The organism is Caulobacter sp. UNC358MFTsu5.1 (assembly GCF_000712075.1).
Classification (GTDB): Bacteria; Pseudomonadota; Alphaproteobacteria; order Caulobacterales; family Caulobacteraceae; genus Caulobacter.
On sequence record NZ_JONW01000008.1, the window covers coordinates 151,467 to 168,718 of the forward strand.

The 17,252-nt window shown below is 69.2% G+C and carries 18 protein-coding genes, 1 tRNA gene and 1 pseudogene; 10 read left to right on the forward strand and 10 right to left on the reverse strand.

Going from position 1 to position 17,252, the window contains the following annotated elements:
• Window positions 1-80: 80 nt before the first annotated feature.
• The 3 genes from BR39_RS26215 to BR39_RS0115755 all read left to right on the forward strand — a co-directional run bounded on the left by BR39_RS26215 (window position 81) and on the right by BR39_RS0115755 (window position 2,641).
• Window positions 81-236, forward strand: a complete 156-nt coding sequence (locus BR39_RS26215) for a DUF3309 family protein (protein WP_081916837.1) — start codon at window positions 81-83, stop codon at window positions 234-236.
• Between the two features lie 112 nt (window positions 237-348).
• Window positions 349-1,791, forward strand: coding sequence for an MFS transporter (locus tag BR39_RS0115750; RefSeq protein ID WP_029913855.1), 1,443 nt, complete (start codon window positions 349-351; stop codon window positions 1,789-1,791).
• Window positions 1,792-1,903: 112 nt separating this feature from the next.
• Entirely contained in the window at window positions 1,904-2,641 is a 738-nt protein-coding gene (locus BR39_RS0115755; protein WP_029913857.1) for a DUF599 domain-containing protein, read from the forward strand.
• A gap of 144 nt (window positions 2,642-2,785) precedes the next feature.
• Here BR39_RS0115755 and BR39_RS0115760 read toward each other — a convergent pair whose 3' ends face one another.
• Both BR39_RS0115760 and msrA read right to left on the reverse strand, forming a co-directional pair.
• Entirely contained in the window at window positions 2,786-3,121 is a 336-nt protein-coding gene (locus BR39_RS0115760; protein ID WP_029913859.1) for an MmcQ/YjbR family DNA-binding protein, read from the reverse strand.
• A gap of 164 nt (window positions 3,122-3,285) precedes the next feature.
• Window positions 3,286-3,939, reverse strand: a complete 654-nt coding sequence (gene msrA, locus BR39_RS0115765) for a peptide-methionine (S)-S-oxide reductase MsrA (RefSeq protein WP_029913861.1) — start codon at window positions 3,937-3,939, stop codon at window positions 3,286-3,288.
• Between the two features lie 154 nt (window positions 3,940-4,093).
• Between msrA and BR39_RS0115770 the strand changes: the two genes are divergently transcribed.
• Together BR39_RS0115770 and rnk are read left to right on the forward strand one after the other, a co-directional pair.
• Window positions 4,094-4,183: transfer RNA gene (locus BR39_RS0115770), tRNA-Ser, on the forward strand.
• A gap of 370 nt (window positions 4,184-4,553) precedes the next feature.
• Window positions 4,554-4,958, forward strand: coding sequence for a nucleoside diphosphate kinase regulator (gene rnk / locus BR39_RS0115775; RefSeq protein WP_029913863.1), 405 nt, complete (start codon window positions 4,554-4,556; stop codon window positions 4,956-4,958).
• Window positions 4,959-5,126: 168 nt separating this feature from the next.
• On the opposite strand, the gene BR39_RS0115780 is transcribed toward rnk, so the two are convergent.
• Entirely contained in the window at window positions 5,127-6,290 is a 1,164-nt protein-coding gene (locus BR39_RS0115780; RefSeq protein WP_029913865.1) for a S9 family peptidase, read from the reverse strand.
• A 105-nt stretch (window positions 6,291-6,395) separates the two neighbouring features.
• On the opposite strand from BR39_RS0115780, the gene BR39_RS0115785 reads away from it, so the two are divergent.
• Entirely contained in the window at window positions 6,396-7,079 is a 684-nt protein-coding gene (locus tag BR39_RS0115785) for a VOC family protein (protein WP_029913868.1), read from the forward strand.
• Window positions 7,080-7,166: 87 nt separating this feature from the next.
• Here BR39_RS0115785 and BR39_RS0115790 read toward each other — a convergent pair whose 3' ends face one another.
• The 4 genes from BR39_RS0115790 to BR39_RS0115805 all read right to left on the reverse strand — a co-directional run bounded on the left by BR39_RS0115790 (window position 7,167) and on the right by BR39_RS0115805 (window position 9,425).
• Complete coding sequence (locus BR39_RS0115790) at window positions 7,167-7,493, reverse strand: helix-turn-helix transcriptional regulator (protein ID WP_029913869.1); 327 nt, start codon at window positions 7,491-7,493, stop codon at window positions 7,167-7,169.
• Complete coding sequence (locus BR39_RS0115795; protein ID WP_029913870.1) at window positions 7,480-7,926, reverse strand: SRPBCC family protein; 447 nt, start codon at window positions 7,924-7,926, stop codon at window positions 7,480-7,482. Before BR39_RS0115795 ends, BR39_RS0115790 begins: the two co-directional genes overlap by 14 nt.
• 210 nt (window positions 7,927-8,136) lie before the next feature.
• The gene (locus BR39_RS0115800) at window positions 8,137-8,613 is read right to left on the reverse strand and encodes an EF-hand domain-containing protein (protein ID WP_029913871.1); all 477 of its coding nucleotides are present in this window, start codon (window positions 8,611-8,613) and stop codon (window positions 8,137-8,139) included.
• Between the two features lie 14 nt (window positions 8,614-8,627).
• Window positions 8,628-9,425 (reverse strand): DUF4198 domain-containing protein, encoded by a 798-nt coding sequence (locus tag BR39_RS0115805; protein ID WP_029913872.1) that lies wholly within the window; start codon window positions 9,423-9,425, stop codon window positions 8,628-8,630.
• Window positions 9,426-9,597: 172 nt separating this feature from the next.
• Here BR39_RS0115805 and BR39_RS25390 point away from each other — a divergent pair.
• Both BR39_RS25390 and purU read left to right on the forward strand, forming a co-directional pair.
• Window positions 9,598-11,868: pseudogene (locus tag BR39_RS25390) on the forward strand (TonB-dependent hemoglobin/transferrin/lactoferrin family receptor).
• Between the two features lie 171 nt (window positions 11,869-12,039).
• The gene (purU, locus tag BR39_RS0115815) at window positions 12,040-12,909 is read left to right on the forward strand and encodes a formyltetrahydrofolate deformylase (RefSeq protein WP_029913873.1); all 870 of its coding nucleotides are present in this window, start codon (window positions 12,040-12,042) and stop codon (window positions 12,907-12,909) included.
• Between the two features lie 49 nt (window positions 12,910-12,958).
• Here purU and BR39_RS0115820 read toward each other — a convergent pair whose 3' ends face one another.
• Window positions 12,959-13,798 carry an oxidoreductase gene (locus tag BR39_RS0115820; protein WP_029913874.1) on the reverse strand — a complete coding sequence of 280 codons (840 nt, stop codon included), beginning with the start codon at window positions 13,796-13,798 and terminating at the stop codon, window positions 12,959-12,961.
• Between the two features lie 60 nt (window positions 13,799-13,858).
• On the opposite strand from BR39_RS0115820, the gene BR39_RS0115825 reads away from it, so the two are divergent.
• Window positions 13,859-14,515 (forward strand): TetR/AcrR family transcriptional regulator, encoded by a 657-nt coding sequence (locus BR39_RS0115825; RefSeq protein WP_197026717.1) that lies wholly within the window; start codon window positions 13,859-13,861, stop codon window positions 14,513-14,515.
• A 166-nt stretch (window positions 14,516-14,681) separates the two neighbouring features.
• Window positions 14,682-15,515 (forward strand): MipA/OmpV family protein, encoded by an 834-nt coding sequence (locus tag BR39_RS0115830; RefSeq protein ID WP_197026718.1) that lies wholly within the window; start codon window positions 14,682-14,684, stop codon window positions 15,513-15,515.
• Window positions 15,516-15,540: 25 nt separating this feature from the next.
• Here the strand turns inward: BR39_RS0115830 and BR39_RS0115835 are convergent, their stop codons facing one another.
• Window positions 15,541-16,353: a DNA-binding domain-containing protein gene (locus tag BR39_RS0115835; RefSeq protein ID WP_051695767.1), complete on the reverse strand. Its 813-nt coding sequence runs from the start codon at window positions 16,351-16,353 to the stop codon at window positions 15,541-15,543.
• Window positions 16,346-17,251, reverse strand: a complete 906-nt coding sequence (locus BR39_RS0115840) for a DUF692 domain-containing protein (protein ID WP_051695845.1) — start codon at window positions 17,249-17,251, stop codon at window positions 16,346-16,348. The genes BR39_RS0115835 and BR39_RS0115840 overlap by 8 nt, the downstream gene beginning before the upstream one ends.
• Between the last annotated feature and the right edge of the window lies 1 nt (window position 17,252).

The window sequence follows — 17,252 nt, forward strand, 5'->3', positions numbered from 1 at the left end:
CGCGGAACCTTGGCCGCGCTTCTCGCATTCCCTCCGCCTAACCCCGGCGCGCAGGGCGCACGAATGCAACGGAGACGGACATGCTCGGCACGATCCTCATCATCATCCTGATCCTGGCCCTGATCGGCGCGCTGCCGACCTGGGGCCACAGCCGCTCGTGGGGCTATTTCCCCTCCGGCGGCCTGGGCCTGATCCTGGTGATCATCATCATCCTGGTCCTGCTCGGCAGGATCTAGCGACCCAAAGCCTGCTGGGGACACGCGCCCGCGCGTGTCCCCGACCGCGCCCCCTCCCCGAACGACCGATGTTCGCCTAAGGTCGTCGCCAAGACGACCTGAGGGGGGCCAGATGACCGACACCGCCGCGACGGCGACGCCGCCCCTCAGCGCCTGGCGACGCACCCGGGCCATCCTCGGCGGATCGGCCGGCAACCTGGTCGAGTGGTACGACTGGTTCGCCTACGCCGCCTTCTCGATCTATTTCGCCAAGGTCTTCTTCCCCAAGGGCGACCAGACCGCCCAGCTGATGCAGACCGCCGCCATCTTCGCGGTCGGCTTCGGCGCCCGCCCTGTCGGGGCCTGGCTGATGGGCCTCTACGCCGACCGCAAGGGCCGCAAGGCCGGCCTGACCCTGGCGGTGGGCCTGATGTGCGTCGGCTCGCTGATCATCGCCCTCTGCCCCGGCCACGCCACGATCGGCGACGCCGCCCCGGTGATCCTGCTGCTGGCCCGCCTGCTGCAGGGCCTGTCGGTGGGCGGCGAGTACGGGGCCAGCGCCACCTATATGAGCGAGATGGCCGGGCGGAAGCGCCGCGGCTTCTGGTCCAGCTTCCAGTACGTGACCCTGATCATGGGCCAGCTGGTGGCGGCCCTGGTGCTGGTGATCCTGCAGAACGCCCTGAGCAAGGCCGACCTGGCCGAGTGGGGCTGGCGCATCCCGTTCTTCGTGGGCGCGGCCCTGGCCGTGGTGGTGTTCTGGATCCGCACCGGCATCGAGGAGAGCATCTCGCACCAGAACGTCACGGCGCCCCGCGATCCCGTCAGCCGCCGGCAGATCGTCTGGGTGACCGGCCTGCTGCTGGCCACGGTGGCGTCCATGGTGTGGAGCTTCACCGAAGCCGCGTTCGCGGCCACGGCGCAGTACGGCGCGGTCGTCCTGCTGGTCGCCACCTATGTGGCCCTGGCCGCGCCCCTGGTCTCGCGCCACCCCAACCAGACCCTGGCGATCATCGGCCTGACCGCCGCCGGCTCCTTGGCCTTCTACGCCTACACGACCTACATGCTGAAGTTCCTGGTCAACACGGCCGGCTTCGACAAGGCCACGGCCGGGGCCGTGAACCTGGCCACCCTGGCCGGCTTCATGCTGATCCAGCCGCTGTTCGGCTGGGCGTCGGACCGCCTGGGCCGCAAGACGATGCTGGTCTTCGCCTTCGGGGTGGGCGCCCTGATCGCCTGGCCGGTGTTCACTCTGACCGCCAGGGCCGGCAGCCCCCTCGTCGCCTTCGGCCTGATCTTCGCGGCCCTGTTCGTCCAGTCGGGCTACACCTCGATCAGCGCCGTGGTGAAGGCCGAGCTGTTCCCCACCCACGTGCGCGCCCTCGGCGTGGCCCTGCCCTACGCCATCGGCAACGCCGCGTTCGGCGGCACGGCCGAGTACGTCGCCCTGTGGTTCAAGTCCGAGGGGATGGAGAGCGGCTTCTACCTCTATGTGGCGGCGATCATGGCCGTGGGCCTGACCGTCTCGCTGCTGCTGAAGGACACGGGCAAGCACAGCCTGATCCTCGAGGACTGATACCGCTCACAGCTTGGCCCCTCCGGCCCTCTTTCATCGACTCTCGTTATCGACCTAAGTTCGCGCCATGGCTTCTTCGCTCACCCACGCCCTGTCCAAGCAGTTCCTGGCCATGCCGGTCATCGACCTGGTCGTCCTGGCCTTCTTCCTGTTCTGCTGGCTGTTCTACGAGCCGATGCTCAAGCAGCTGGGCAAGGAGAAGAACGTCATCAACACCGACATGACGGTGATCCGACGGCGGTGGATGGCCGAGATGGCGGTGCGCGAGGTGGCTCTGCTGGATGGCCAACTGCTGGGCCACGCGATCAACTCGGCCTCGTTCTTCGCCTCATCGAACCTGATCCTGATCGCCGCGGCGGCCGGGGTGCTGTTCGGCGGCGACAGCGCGCTCAAGAGCATCGAGGGCATCGCCGTCCTGGCCCCGGCCTCGGCCCTGGTGTTCCAGATCAAGCTGGGCGTGGTGCTGGTCGCCCTGGCGCGCGGCCTGCTGGACTTCATCTGGGCCATCCGCCAGATGAACTACTGCCTGGCCGCCATCGGCGCGGCCCCGATGTGGGCCCCGCGCGCGGTGCTGGAAGAGTACGCCGAGGCGGCGGGCGCGATCCTGAACCCGGCCCTGTCGGCCTTCAACGCCGGGGTGCGCGGCTACTATTTCGCGCTGGCGGCGGCGGCCTGGCTGCTGGGCCCGATCGCCTTCGCCGTGGCCACCGGCGGGGCCATGGCCCTGCTGCTCTGGCGCCAGCGCCGCAGCCCCGCCTCGGCCGCCGTGCGCAAGATCCGCCACATCCTCGAGCACCAGCCGGTGGTCGTGGGCCCGCACCTGGCGGGCAAGGACAGCGAACAGGTTTAGACATCCCTCCCCCTGTGGGGGAGGTGTCGGCGAAGCCGACGGAGGGGGCGTGGTCGGCAGACGGCCGGACCTGCGATCGCCGGCCCGAATACTCCCCCCACCGATCGCTGCGCGATCGCCTCCCCCACAGGGGGAGGGCCAGCTCTACAGCCCCAGTTCGGCCCGCGCCTTCCTGGTCAGCTTGGCCGCGATCAGCGCATGCGCCGTCTTCAGCCAGTCGGCCACCTCGGCCTCGTCGGCGGCCGCCAGGTCGTAGAACCGCACCCACTTGGCCCGGGCCATGTAGGGCGCGGGCACGCCGGGGCCCGTCTCGGTCAGCACCTCGAACGCCACGTCCGAGGCCTTGAACGAGAACCCGCCCTCGCCCAGCACGGCGAACATCTTGCCGCCCACCTTGTAGACCTGGTCGGCGCCCCACTGGACGGTCATGGTCGCCGCCGGCAGGGCCAGGGCCGCGGCATGGAAGGCCTCGGGGGTCATGGAGTTATCCTGAAAGCACCATCCCCAATCCGCCCATCCCGGCGAATGCCGGGACCCAGATCCGATGGCGGTGTGGATGATTGGAAGAACTCGGCGCTCATGGAACCCGCCTCAGCGCCTTTCCATCTGGATCCCGGCATTCGCCGGGATGAGCGGGATTAAGGTCATGCCTCCACGCCGATCCCGATCGGGCAGACCACGCCGGTGCCGCCGATGCCGCAATAGCCTTCGGGGTTCTTGGCCAGGTACTGCTGGTGATAGTCCTCGGCGAAGTAGAACGGCCCGGCCGCGCCGATCTCGGTCGTGATGGTCCCCAGACCCTGGGCGTCCAGCGCCTGCTGGTAGGCCTCCTTCGAGGCCACCGCCGCGGCCGCCTGGCTGTCGGAGGTCACATAGATCCCCGAGCGGTACTGGGTGCCGATGTCGCCGCCCTGGCGCATGCCCTGGGTCGGGTCGTGGTTCTCCCAGAAGGTCTTGAGCAGGGCCTCGTAGGTGACCACGCGCGGGTCGAACACGATCTGCACCACCTCGGTATGGCCCGTGCGGCCGGTGCAGACCTCCTCGTAGGTGGGGTTCGGCGTGACGCCCGCCGCGTAGCCGGCGGCGGTGACGTAGACGCCCGGGACCTTCCAGAACACCCGCTCCACGCCCCAGAAGCAGCCCATGGCCAGCACCGCGATCTCGGTCCCGTCGGGATAGGGCCCCTTCAGCGGGTGGCCGTTGACGAAGTGGCTGCGGGCCGTCGGGATCGCCTGTTCCCGCCCCGGCAGGGCGATGTCGACGGTCGGCATGTCCAGGATTTTGGTGGCGGAAGCCATGGCGGTATCTCGGGATCGAAACTGAGCCGCCGATACTAGGACCTTCGCGATCTCGTTTCACCTCGTATGGCCGCTTGCTACCGCAATCGTCCTGAGTATATTGCGCCCCTTCCTGCGTCGGGGGTCTCAACCGCCTTCCGCATCTGGTGCGCATGGTGAGGTGGCCGAGTGGTTGAAGGCGCACGCCTGGAACGCGTGTATAGGGGAAACTCTATCGAGGGTTCGAATCCCTCTCTCACCGCCACCGCTCCCCCCTCCATTTGACATCGGCGGCCATCGCCCCCATCTATCCTTCGTCGGCCGCGAGGACATCGCGCCGAAACGCCTGACCTCAGGCTTCCGACATCCAGGCCGCGCACAGCGCCAGAACATCTGGCCTTGAGGCCTGGAATGAATAGGAACGTTTCCCCGCCATGCCCGTTTCAGCTCGGCCGTAACACGGCCCGCGTCGCTCAAGGCCACGCACGAACCTGATCCGGCACGCGGCTTCTTTCCCCGAAGCTTCCGGTCTTCATGAAAACGCCCGCGTCTCGCGGAGCGCCTCGAGCCTCAGCAGGCCCGCGCACAGAAGCGCCGGCCCGGGCTCGGAACACATCCAGAAAAAGCAAAAGACTATGTTGAATACCCAAACCCAAACCACCCAAGCCCTGCCCGCGATCTACGTGACCGAGGCGGACTTCGAGGTCCTGACCAACCTGGCCGAGGCCACGGCGGATCGCGCCCCGGCCGGCCGCGTGCTGGCCGACGAGATGGCCCGCGCCGTGATCGTCGAGCCCGGCGAGGCGCCGCGGCCCTTCGTCCGCATCGGCTCACGGGTCCAGTTCCAGGACCTGTCCAACGACCAGGTCCGCGACGTGCGCATCAGCCTGCCGCGCGACGCCAGCATCGACGACAACCGCATCTCGGTGCTCAGCCCCGTGGGCGCGGCCCTGATCGGCCTGACCGCCGGCGAGGCCTTCCACTGGACCGACCCCGAGGGCCGGGCCCGCGGCGTGCGGGTGCTGGCGGTGCGCGACTAAGGACCGCCTCGCCCCCGTCCAAACCGTTGTCATCCCGGAAGCCCCGCAGGGGCTGTCCGGGACCCAGGAGACTGGGCGAAGGCGGTGCGGTTGCCCTGGGTCCCGGACAAGCGCTGCGCGCTTTCCGGGATGACAACTTTGGGGAACCAGAACCCCAATAGCCGCCCCTCAGAACCCCCGCTCATCCAACCAGCTTCCCACCGCCGCCACGGCCTGGGGCAGCAGGTCCGGCCGCTCGATGTAGTAGTGGTCGGCGTCCTTGATCTCGACATAGGACTTGTCGGCGCTGGCCAGGGCGTCGAACAGCCGGCGGGCGTGGCTGGGCGTGCAGGCCAGGTCGGCCGTGTTGCTGATCACCAGGACCGGGCACGAGACGTTGGCGGCGTTGAGCACGCCGTTGGCCCGACTCTCGTCGTAGCTCCATTGCGACAGCCACGAGCGCAGCGTCGTGAACCGCGCCAGCCCCACCGGACCGTCGTTGGCGATGCGCGGATCGCCCAGATAGCAGGTGTGGGGCCGTCGGTCGGACGGGTCCTGGGCCGGGTCGGTCCAGCGCACGTCGCACATGGTGCCGTAGATCACGAACGGCCGCTCCATGTCCGGGTCGCGGGCCTTCAGCGCCGCCAGCGTCTCGCGCACCCGGGCGGTGATGCGGCGGTTGCGCGACAGCTGGGCGTGGCGGAACACCGTGACGAACGCCTCGTCATAGGGCGGTTGGTGCGGGCAGTTCGGCGCGTAGATGTCGAGGGCCGGATCGCGGTCGAAGGGCCGGTCCTCGTCCAGGATCGAGGGGTCCAGCCATTCGGTCAGGGTCACCGAGCGGCTGACGTGCGCGGCCAGCAGCATCACCCCGTCGGCCGGCTGCAGCCCCGCCCCGACCAGGTCGACCGGGTCGCCGGCCGGCGTCTGCGTGATCGTCGGGTTCGTCGCCTGGTCCTGGTAGAACAGCGACAGCGAGCCGCCGCCCGACCAGCCGCCCAGCACCACCTTCTTGTACCCAAAGCGGGTCTTCAGATCGGCGACGCAGGCCCCCAGGTCCAGCACGCACTTCTCCAGGATCAGCGCCGTGTCGTTGCCCCGGTAGCGGGTGTTGCAATAGACGACGTGCCGCCCGGACCGGGCCAGGGCCGTGACCAGCGGCAGGAACGAGCCGCCGCCGATCGGATGGCTGAACAGGATCACGGTGTCGGACTCGCCTGTTTCAGGGCGAACGCGCATGCACTCGACGAACACCTGGCCCGCCGGCCCGCCATAGGTCTCTTTCAGGCGGGCCTGTTCGGCATAGGTGTAGCCGTAGGGTTCGCGCACGACGCGGACCGGATCCTTCGCCATCTTGCCTCCCGCAACGTAACATCGTTATCCGGAATAAAAGGGACGGCGACTGTCCCCGGGGAAGTCAAGGCAGCCCCTCCTTCGGGGCGGCAAGGGAACACCGCCATGGCGCAGCATCCGACCGGCATCCACCACCTGGCCTTCATGGCCGGCGACATCAAGAAACACATCGCCTTCTTCAGCGAGGTGATGGGCTGCCCGCTGGTGGCCCTGTTCGACATGCACGGCGTGCCCGGCGGCCTGCACGCCTTCCTGCGGATGAACGATCACAGCTACTTCTCGATCGTCCAGCTGCCGGACGTCGACAAGATCCCCGTCCAGCTGGGCGTCACCCACGCCGGCAACGGGGCCCTGCCCAGCGCGCCGGGCACGCTGCAGCACCTGGCCTTCCGCGCCGACACCGAGGCCGAGCTGCTGGCCCTGCGCGACCGCATCCGCAGCCACGGCGTCAACGTGCTGGGCCCCATCGACCACGGCATGTGCCGCTCGATCTATTTCGCCGGCCCCGACCAGATGACCCTGGAGGTCGCCGCCCCGGGCGAGCCGATCGACCCGGCCCGCTGGGTCGACCCGGCCGTGCTGGCCAAGGCCGGGATCAGCCCCGAGGAAGCCGCCCGCTTCAAGGCCCCCGCTCCCTATGACGGCCCCAGCCCCGTGCCGCAGCCGGAATACGCCGAGGACAAGCCGCACATGGCCTATCCGAGGAAGGCCTATCTCCAGATGCTGGCCGCGCCCGACGAGGTGATCACGGCGTCGGCGTCTTACGCTGAGCCGCCGGTGGGGGCGTAGGGCCGGGGACATGCCCTTGCGGCGTGTCCCCAAGTCTTGGCGCAGTGGATGCTGATGGGGACACGCCGCAAGGGCATGTCCCCGACCCTACCCCTCCACGAACGCTTTCAGCCGCCCCAGCGTCTCGTCCCATTGGGCCGACACCCGGTCCAGATAGGCCCGCGCTTCGTCCAGGGTCTCCCGCCGCGCGGCGAAGCGGCTTTCGCGGCCGACGCGCAAGGACGCGACTAGGCCGGCGTCCTGCAGCACGTGCAGGTGCTTGGTGATCGCCTGGCGGGTCAGGGCGGTGTCGAGCGACAGGGCCGAGATCGACCGCGCCTGGCCGTCGGCCAGCTTGCCCAGCAGGGCCAGGCGGGTGCGATCCCCCAGGGCGGCGAAGATCGGCGCGGGGTCGGCGGCGCTAGGATTCAACATGGGCCTTGATGTTCTGGACCTGCTGGGTCCAGCCCCCGTCGTTCATCCGGAAGGCTTCCTCGCGGCGGTTGGCGGGCACCTTGTCGAAGCCGGACTCGATGACCGTCAGCCGCGTGCCGTCGCCGTTCGGCTGGAGCAGGAACTCCACCAGGGTGGGCTCTTCCTGGTCGTAGTCGATGTCCGGATCGACGCCGTAGGGATGCCAGGTGAAGGCCAGGCGCCTGGTGGGTTCGATGGCCACGACCTTGGCCTTCCAGGTGACATGCTCATAGCCCGGATGGGTGATCTGGCCCCGCGCCTCCTGGCCGACGGCGAACGGCGCCTCCAGGTCGACCTTGAACCAGGTCCCGAATTCCTTGTGGTCGCTGACGGCGCGCCAGACACGCTCGACGGGCGCGTTCAAGTCGATGGTCTTCTCGATACGATCGGTCATGATAAGCAACCTCCTGATTGCGCATTCATGACTCCGGGAAACCGGATAGGCAACCATTGAGTTGCAAATAAATCCGCTCCCCGGCGAATGCCGGGACCCAGATCCTATAGCGGGGTAGCTGACTGGAAGGGCTCAGCGCTGTTGGCGTCAGTCTCAGGGCCATTCCATCTGGGTCCCGGCATTCGCCGGGATGAGCGGATAGGAGGGGTCCTAGTTCGTATCCTCGGCCACCGGATCGGCCGCCGAGACCGCGCCGTCCTTGTTGGTGTCGTGGGTCACGAACATCCGCCAGCCGGAATATTCGAACTCGGCCGGGGTGATGCCGCCGCTCTTGTCGGTGTCGAGCACGCCGAAGCGCACCTCGGCCTGGCGCTCCTGGCGCATGCGCTCCTCTTCCTTCTTCTCGGCCGTGTCGGTCGAGGCGGCGAGGCGCGCGGTCAGGCGGGCCTTGAACTCGCCGACATATTCGTCGTGCGACAGCACGCCGTTGTGGTCGGCGTCGATCTTGGCGAACTGCTTCTCGCGGCCCGTCTTGAACTCTTCCTTGCTGACCGAGCCGTCGCCGTTGAGGTCCTGCTCCTTGATGAAGGTGTCGCGGGCGTGCGAGGCGGCGAAAGCCGGGGCGGCCACACCCAAGGAAACGGCGGCGAGCGCGGCGGCGGCCAGGAGGGCGGTCTTGGTGTTCATCGGGGAGGCTTTCTCTAGCGCAGGGATTCGAAGGTCAGGGCGTAGGTGTAGGAGTGGCCGACCGGGTCGGCGGCGGTCGGCGCGACGCGATAGCGGGCCTGGATCTGGTAGACGCCCGAACGGTTCGGCTTGATCGTGAAGCGGCCCTGATCGTCGCTGGTCACGGTGATCGGCGCGGCCTTGGCGTCGGCGTAGCGGTCGTCGGCGCCGTGCAGGGTGATCGCCTGGCCCTTCACCGGCTTGCCGTCGAACAGCACCACGAACCGGGCGTCCTGGCCGGTGGTGATCTCGCTGGGATGGGTGACGGCCATGAATTCCAAGCCCTTGCCGATGGGCTCCAGAGCCGCCTTGGTCGGCGCGCCGCGCGTGACGTAGACGTCGGCCAGGGTCAGGCTCTGCATGTCGACCGGCGTGGTCCCGGCGGGCGCCTTGCTGGGGTCCTCGATGAACACCCACTCGTCCTTCACCAGCACGGCCTTGGCGGTGCGGCCGGTGCGCTGGCCGCTGGTGATGCGATAGGTGCCGGGGGCCTCGGTGGCCACCTCGACCAGGGCGAGCTCGCGCAGGTTGGTCGCGGTCAGCGGCTTGCGCGTCCCGTCCGGCCCGACCACCGCCCAGGCGTCCGACTTCATCACCACCTCGGGCGTGAAGAAGCTCTCGGTGAACGAGCCCTCCACCGTCACCAGCTTGCGGTCGCTGACGTCGAAGACGGTGGGCAGCAGGTAGGGCGAGTGGGCCTGGGCCGCGCCGGCCAGGGCGCCGGCGAGGGCCGCGCCGGTCGCGAAGGCGGCGAAGGAAAGCGAGCGGCGCATGGGCCAGATCTCCGGATTCGAGGTCGGTTTCGGGAAGCGTTGCCGAAATCCCTAATGCTAGTGATTCTAAGAATCAATCTCATTTAGCTTGACCGGGCCGCCCGATGGCCGTAGCTCGACCCCAACGAGATGCGAACGGTTCGCATCTAATCAACAGACCCGGGGGTCTTCGATGTCTCGCTCCAAGCTCGCCAGAAAGTCCGCAATCTTCGCGGCCGTTTCGGCCACCGCCCTGCTCTGCGCCCAGGCGGCCTTTGCCGCCGACGCGGCGCCGGGCGCCGACGCCGTGGAGCTGGACAAGGTGACGGTCACCGCTACCCGCTCGGAGAAGAAGCTGCAGGACGCCCCGGTCACCGCCAGCGTCATCTCCGACCAGGACATCGACGACGCCTTGGTCAAGGACATCAAGGACCTGGTCCGCTTCGAGCCCGGCGTCTCGGTGCGCCGCGCCCCCGCCCGCTTCACCGCCGCGGGCGCCTCGACCGGCCGCGACGGCAACGCCGGCTTCAACATCCGCGGCCTGGAAGGCAACCGCGTCCTGATCATGGTGGACGGCGTGCGCGTGCCCGACGGCTACGCCTTCGGGGCGCAGAACATGGGCCGCGGCGACTATGTGGACCTGGACACCCTGAAGTCGGTCGAGATCGTGCGCGGCCCCGCTTCGGCCCTCTACGGCAGCGACGGCCTGGCCGGCTCGGTCAACTACTTCACCAAGGACCCGTCCGACTTCCTGAAGGGCGGCAAGAGTTTCGCGGGCGGCGCCAAGGTCGCCTACGCCTCGGCCGACGAGAGCTGGACCGAAAGCCTGACCGCCGCCGGCAAGAGCGGGAACTGGGAAGGCATGATCGCCTACACCCGCCGCGACGGCGAGGGCCAGAAGACGGCCGGGGCCAACGACTCCGCCAACACCGACCGCACCACCGCCAATCCCGAGGACGACCAGTCCAACGCCGTGCTGGCCCGGGTGGTCTACGCGCCCAACGACCAGAACCGCTTCCGCCTGACCTACGACCACCTGGACAGCGACACGACCTGGAACGTGCTGAGCGCCATCGCCAAGCCGCCGCTGGCCTCGACCAGCGTCCTGGGCCTGACCGCCTGGGACAAGATGCGGCGCGACCGCGTCAGCCTGGACCACCGCTTCAACGGCGGCCAGGGCCTGATCCAGTCGGCCCAGACCACGATCTACTACCAGGACAGCACCACCCGGCAGTACTCGGCCGAGGACCGCAACACCGCCGTCGACCGCACCCGCGACGCCACCTTCGACAATGAGGTCTGGGGCGCGGCCCTGGAGCTGCACAGCGACGCGACGATCGGCGGCGTGGCCAACAAGTTCGTCTGGGGCGGCGACGCCTCGATCACCCGCCAGGAGGGCGTGCGCGACGGCACCGTGCCGCCGGCCGGCGAGACCTTCCCCACCCGCGCCTTCCCGACCACCGACTACACCCTGGCCGGGGCCTATCTGCAGGACGAGGTCGCCTTCGGCCCGGTCACCTTCTATCCGGCCGTGCGCTTCGACTACTACAAGCTGGACCCCAAGCAGGACGCCCTGTTCACCGCCAACGTCCCGGCCAGCCAGAGCGAGAGCCACGTCTCGCCCAAGCTGGGCGTGGTGTGGAAGACGACCGACCTGGTGACGGTGTTCGCCAACGTCGCCGCCGGCTTCAAGGCCCCCTCCCCGTCCCAGGTGAACAACGGCTTCGCCAACCTGGCCTCGAACTACATGTCGATCTCCAACCCCGACCTGAAGCCCGAGACCAGCGAGACCTTCGAACTGGGCTTCCGGCTGAACCGTCCGACCTGGAACGCCAGCGTCACCGGCTTCACCGGCAAGTACGACGACTTCATCGAGCAGGTGCAGGTGCGCGGCGCGTTCACCCCCACCGACCCGGCGGTCTACCAGTACATCAACCAGTCCAAGGCCGAGATCTCGGGCGCGGAAGCCCGCTTCATCACCTAGCTGGGCGGCGGCTTCACCCTGCAGGGCGCGGCCTCCTACGCCCGGGGCAATTCCGAGAACGCCGGCAAGAAGACGCCGCTGGTCTCGATCGACCCGGTCAAGCTGGTGGCGGGCCTGTCGTACCGCGATCCGGCCGGCCGGTTCGGCGGGGCGCTGAACGCCGTCCACTCGGCCAAGGAGTCCGCCGGTCGCTCGGGCGTCAGCTGCAGCGTGACGATCACCCGTCCCGCGCCCCTGCCGCCCCTGACCCAGACCGGTTCGGATTACTGCTGGATGCCCAAGGCGTTCACGGTGTTCGACCTGACGGCCTACTGGAACGTCACCGACAACGTCACCCTGCGCGGCGGCGTCTTCAACATCACCGGCCAGACCTACGCCTGGTGGAGCGACGTGCGCGGCCTGGCCGACAACTCCACCGTCAAGGACGCCTACACCCAGCCTGATCGCAACTACGCCGTCTCTCTGGCGGTGCGGTTCTAGGGGTCCCTTGGGGGGCTTTCGGCCGGGATATCCCCTTCGACCGGCCGGAGGCGCGGGCCGCGATCATGTCGGTGATCGCGGCCCGTTTTCGTCAAGGGCGGGCCTTTTTGTGAAAGCCCCGCCAGAACAATGCGTTTGGCCTCGCGCGCGCGGTCGACTACCACGCCCGCCATGGACTCCCAGACCGCCGCCGACCGCTACATCCTGATCCTGCACTGCCCCGACCGGAAGGGCGTGGTCGCCGCCGTTTCCGGCTTCCTGGCCGACAACGACGCCTCGATCGTCGAGAGCAGCCACTTCAACGACGGCCTGGCCGACCAGTTCTACATGCGCACGGTGTTCCGCCCGGACGGCGACATGCCGGGGATCGACGACCTGCGCAAAGGCTTCGAACTGATCGCCAAGCGGTTCGGCATGACCTGGGCCCTGCACGACGCCGGCGCCAAGCCCAAGGTGCTGATCGCGGTCTCGAAATTCGGCCATTGCCTGTTCGACCTGCTGCACCGCTGGCGCGCCAGCCTGCTGCCGGTCGAGATCGTCGGGGTGGTGTCCAACCACGAGGACATGCGCTCGTTCACCGAATGGAGCGGCCTGCCCTATTTCCACCTGCCCACCACCAAGGCCAACAAGGCCGAGCAGGAGGAAGCCTTCCTGAAGCTGGTCGACGACCTGGACGTCGATCTGGTGGTGCTGGCCCGCTACATGCAAATCCTGTCGCCGGCCCTGTGCACGCGGCTGTCGGGCAAGTGCATCAACATCCACCACTCGTTCCTGCCCAGCTTCAAGGGCGCCAAGCCCTATCACCAGGCCTACGAGCGCGGCGTGAAGATCATCGGGGCCACGGCCCACTACGTCACCACCGACCTCGACGAGGGCCCGATCATCGAACAAGGCGTCCACCGCGTGGACCACAGCCACACCCCCGAGGACCTGGTCACCCTGGGCCGCGACGTCGAGTGCGCCGTGCTGGCCCGCGCGGTCACGTGGCACGTCGAGCACCGCGTGCTGATCGCGGGCGCCAAGACGGTGGTGTTCGACTAGGCGGGGCGTCGCGTCGCCGCTCACGCCGGCAATGCCCCGCCTCCTCCCCCTAGTCGAAGTTCGTTGACCGGGAGAGCGCATCCCAGGCGGCGATCTCGGTTCGCATCAGGTCCAGCTTCTGCTCGACCACGGCCAGCGCGTCCTCGCCAAGAAACAGCCGCGTTGGCGGAGCCTCGGATTCCACCAGCGTCAGCAAGGCCTGGGCGGCCTTGGCTGGATCGCCCGGCTGGCGTCCGCTCTTGGCCTGACGCGCCGAACGGATCGGATCCATGATCGCGTCGTAGGCGGCGATGCTGCGCGGCGCACGGTCCATCGAACGTCCGGCCCAGTCGGTGCGGAACTGACCCGGCGCCAAGGCGGTCACGTGGACGCCGAACGACTTGACCTCCTTGCCCAGGGCTTCGGAAATACCCTCCAGCGCGAACTTGCTTCCGCAATAGTAGGCGATGCCGGGCATGGTGATGAAGCCGCCCATCGAGGTGACGTTGATGATGCGGCCCGAGCCGCGCTCACGCATGCCTGGCAGCACGGCTTTGATCATCGCCACCGCGCCAAAGACATTGGCGTCGAACTGGCGGCGCAGATCGTCGATCGACGACTCCTCCACCACGCCTTCCTGGCCGTAACCGGCGTTGTTGACGAGGACATCGACCGCGCCGAACCGGCGCTCCGCGTCGGGGACCTGGGCGGCCACGGCGTCGAAATCGGTGACGTCGAGCACGAGCGCATGAGCCCGCCCCGGCGCCAGCGCCTCATGCGCCGACGCGGCCTGTGTGTTGCGGACCGTACCGATCACAACGTGGCCGGCCCGCAAGGCGGCGCTGGCGAAGGCGCGGCCCAAGCCGGAGCTGACACCGGTGATCAAAAACGTCTTGGTCGATGCGGTCATGGCGGTTCTCGAAGTCGTCAGATGGGGGGGGAATACAAATTTATATTATGATATAATTTCTTGACGCAAGACGCGGGGCGGACCACCTTTGCCCACATGGTTGAGATGTCGGTTCGAGAGCAGAAGCGAACACGGGCGCGCGAGGCGGTGCTCGACGCCGCCGAGCGCCTGCTCCGCGCCGATGGCGCCGCTTCGTTCTCGATGCGCGAGCTGGCGGCCGAGGCCGGCGTGAGCTTCGCCACGCCGTTCAATCAATTCGGAAGCAAGGCGGCGATCGCGCAGGCGCTGTCGGCTCGCCGGATTGATCTCATGAGCGAGCGCTTTTCCGAAGCCGCGCCGCCCGGCGACGCGATCAGCCGCGTGCTCGCCGCCGTATCGATCGCGGTCGCCGTCATGCTCGAGGAGCCCCAGATCAACCGGGCGATCATCCGGTCGCTAGGCTTCCCCGGCGCCAAGCCGAGCGAAGTCAGCGCTCAATCACGAGCCCTATGGGCCGCTGCATTCGGCGAGGGCGACGGCGTCGATCCCGCCCTGGCCAAGGTCGCCGCCGAGCGCGTGCCCGAGCAACTGGCGATCGCCTTTCGCGGCTGCCTGTCCTTTTGGATCGCCGACGAGATCACCGATGCTCAGTTGCCCGAAAAGGCGCGAACGACGGCCCTCACCACCCTGCTGGGTTTCGTCGAGCCCGACAGGCGCGCCGGCCTGCTGTGGTCGTGACGTGCAAGGAAGAGCGATCATCGACCCCAGGCTGAAGGCCGATTTCGATAGCCGGCGGTCGCCGGCCTCGGCCTAGCCCCGGATTCGCTGAGCGACGTCTCGGGGGTTGCCCGCATTGGCGGGGCTCGGTTTGCGGCCAATTCTCCCTGCCATGAAGAGGCAAGCCGTGCTTCGTTCGGCGGTGGAGGCGCCCCGCGCCCGTTCCTGGGCGGCGGCGATCGGGACGGCCGTCGCGGTCTCGTCGCTTCCTGCCCATGTCCAGGCCCGCGCCGACCTGACGGACATCACGATCCTCGGATGGTCGCTGCACAACGTGCGCTTCGGCGCGCGGGTCGCGCCCGACTATATGGGCTCGAACGACTATCGCCTGTTCCCCAGCGGCAGCATCAACTTCGCCCGGCGGGGGACCCAGCCGGGCTTCGGCGCGCCCGACGACGGCGCCGGCCTCGGCCTGATCGGCGACTCCCGATGGTCCGCCGGACTGGTCGGACGCCTGCGCGGTCCCCGCGAGAGCGACGGCGACCTGCGGGGTTTCGACAAGGTCGACTGGGCGGCCGAAGGCGGCGTCTTCGCGGCCTACTGGCCCAGGGACTGGCTGCGCCTGCGCGGCGAGCTGCGGCGCGGGGTCGGCGGCCACACCGCGTGGATCGCCGACGCGGGGGCCGACATCGTCTGGCGCGAAGGCGGGCTCGTCGCCTCGCTGGGACCGCGCCTGACCTGGGCCGACGACGCCTTTGCCCGCACCTATTTCGCGGTCGATCCCGCCGAAGCCGCCCGCAGCCCGTTCGACATCGCGCCCTACGCCCCGGACGGTCCCGCCCTGGCCGCCGGCGTCACGGCCAGCGCCGAGTTCCCGCTGAACCGCCATTGGAACCTGGTCGCCGCCGCCCGCTATCGGCGCGGACTGGGCGACATCGCCGACAGCCCCATCGTCGCGGACCTCGGCTCGCCGGACCAGTTCAGCGCGTCGCTGAGCGTCCGCTATATGCTGGGACGATGACGGTCGTCTCGGCGCCCGGCCGCTCTCAGACCGTCACCAGGCCTTGGGCCGCCGCCACCGGCAGCCACAGGGTCAGGTCGGCGATCACCGCGCCGGTCTCGCGACCGGTGGCCTGGGCCGCGCGGGCGGCGGCGGCGTGGACGTCGGTCCCGTCCTCCCCCAGCGCTTCCAGCCAGGCATGACGCCAGACCGGCAGGGCGTGGACGGCGACGCGCCAGCGGCTGCGCGCCACGGCGACCGGCGTCGGACACGGCGGCGGCGGATCGATCGGCCCGCCCTGGTCCACGGCGGCCAGCACCGGCCCGGGATCGAAACCCAGGGTCAGCAGCCGCACGCTGTCGGGTCGCCGCAGGCGGGCGCCGGGCATCAGCATCAGGTCGGCCGCGGCCAGGGGCCCCGCCTGGCGCTCCACGCCCGCGGCGCGCTGGACCTCGGCCCGGGCCCGATCCAGCCGGGCCAGATCGGCGGGGATGGCCGACAAGGCGCAGGGCCCGTCGTCGCCGGCCGGCCGCGTGGCCTCCAGATAGTCGGCGAAACCGGCGCCCAGGCCGTAGAGGCTGGGATCGTTCGAGGGCCGCTCGGCGATGTAGCCGGCCGCGAACAGCTCGAACACCTGCTCGCCGGCCAGGGCCCGCAGGCAGGGGAATTCGGCGGCCAGGCACTCCATCAGCCGGGCGCGGTAGCCGCGGGCGTAGAGCGTCAGGCGCTGGGCGGCGGTCAGGCTGTTCCCGCCCCGGGGTTCGCCGACGACGATGGCGTCCAGGCCCGCCGGCGCGGCGCGCCCCAGGATCGCGCCCTGCATCCAGCGCTGCAGGTCGGTCAGGTCGGGCTCAGCCATGGGCGTGCAAGGGGGCCCGCGCCGGTGTCCGGAATCCGTCCGGCAGCCAGCCGCCCCGCACCGCGTCGGCCTTGGCCAGCTCGGCCAGCAGGTCGGGCCAGGCGGGGATATTGGCGTCCCACTCCAGCAGGGTCGACACCCCGCCGGTGCGGGCCTGGACCTGGGCGTACAGCGGCCAGACGGCGTCCAGCACCGGGGCGTCGTGGGTGTCCATCAGGTGCGTGCCGTAGTCGCTGGGCCCGGCCAGGTGCACCTGGACGATCCGCTCGGCCGGGATGGCGTCGACATAGGCCGCCGCGTCGAAGCCGTGGTTGAAGGCGCTGACATGGACGTTGTTGACGTCCAGCAGCAGCCCGCAGTCGGCCGCCTCGGCCATGCGGGCCAGGAACTCCCATTCCGGCATCTGGGAGGCGCGGAATTCCAGGTAGCTGCTGGGGTTCTCCAGGATCAGCGGCCGGCCCAGCCGATCCTGCACGGCCTTGATGCGGTCGACCACGTGGGCCAGCACCGCCTCGGTCAGGGGCACGGGCAGGAGGTCGTGGGTGTTGATCCCCGCCACACCGGTCCAGCACAGGTGGTCGGAAATCCAGGCCGGCCGGACGCGGCCGGCCAGGGCCGCCAGCTTGTCCAGATAGACCCGGTCCAGGGGATCGGCGCCGCCGATCGACAGCGACACCCCGTGCATCACCACCGGCCGATGGGCGGCCACCACCTCCAGCACGTGGGCGGCGTAGCCGGCGTGGTCGAGGAAGTTCTCGCTGATCACCTCGAACCAGTCGACGCCCCAGTCGGCGGGGGCGGTCGACATCAGGTGCGGGAAGTGCGGCTCGCGCAGTCCCACCCCGTCGCCCAGATGGGGCAGGCCGAGGCGCGGGGCCGGCGAGCCGACGGGGGTCATC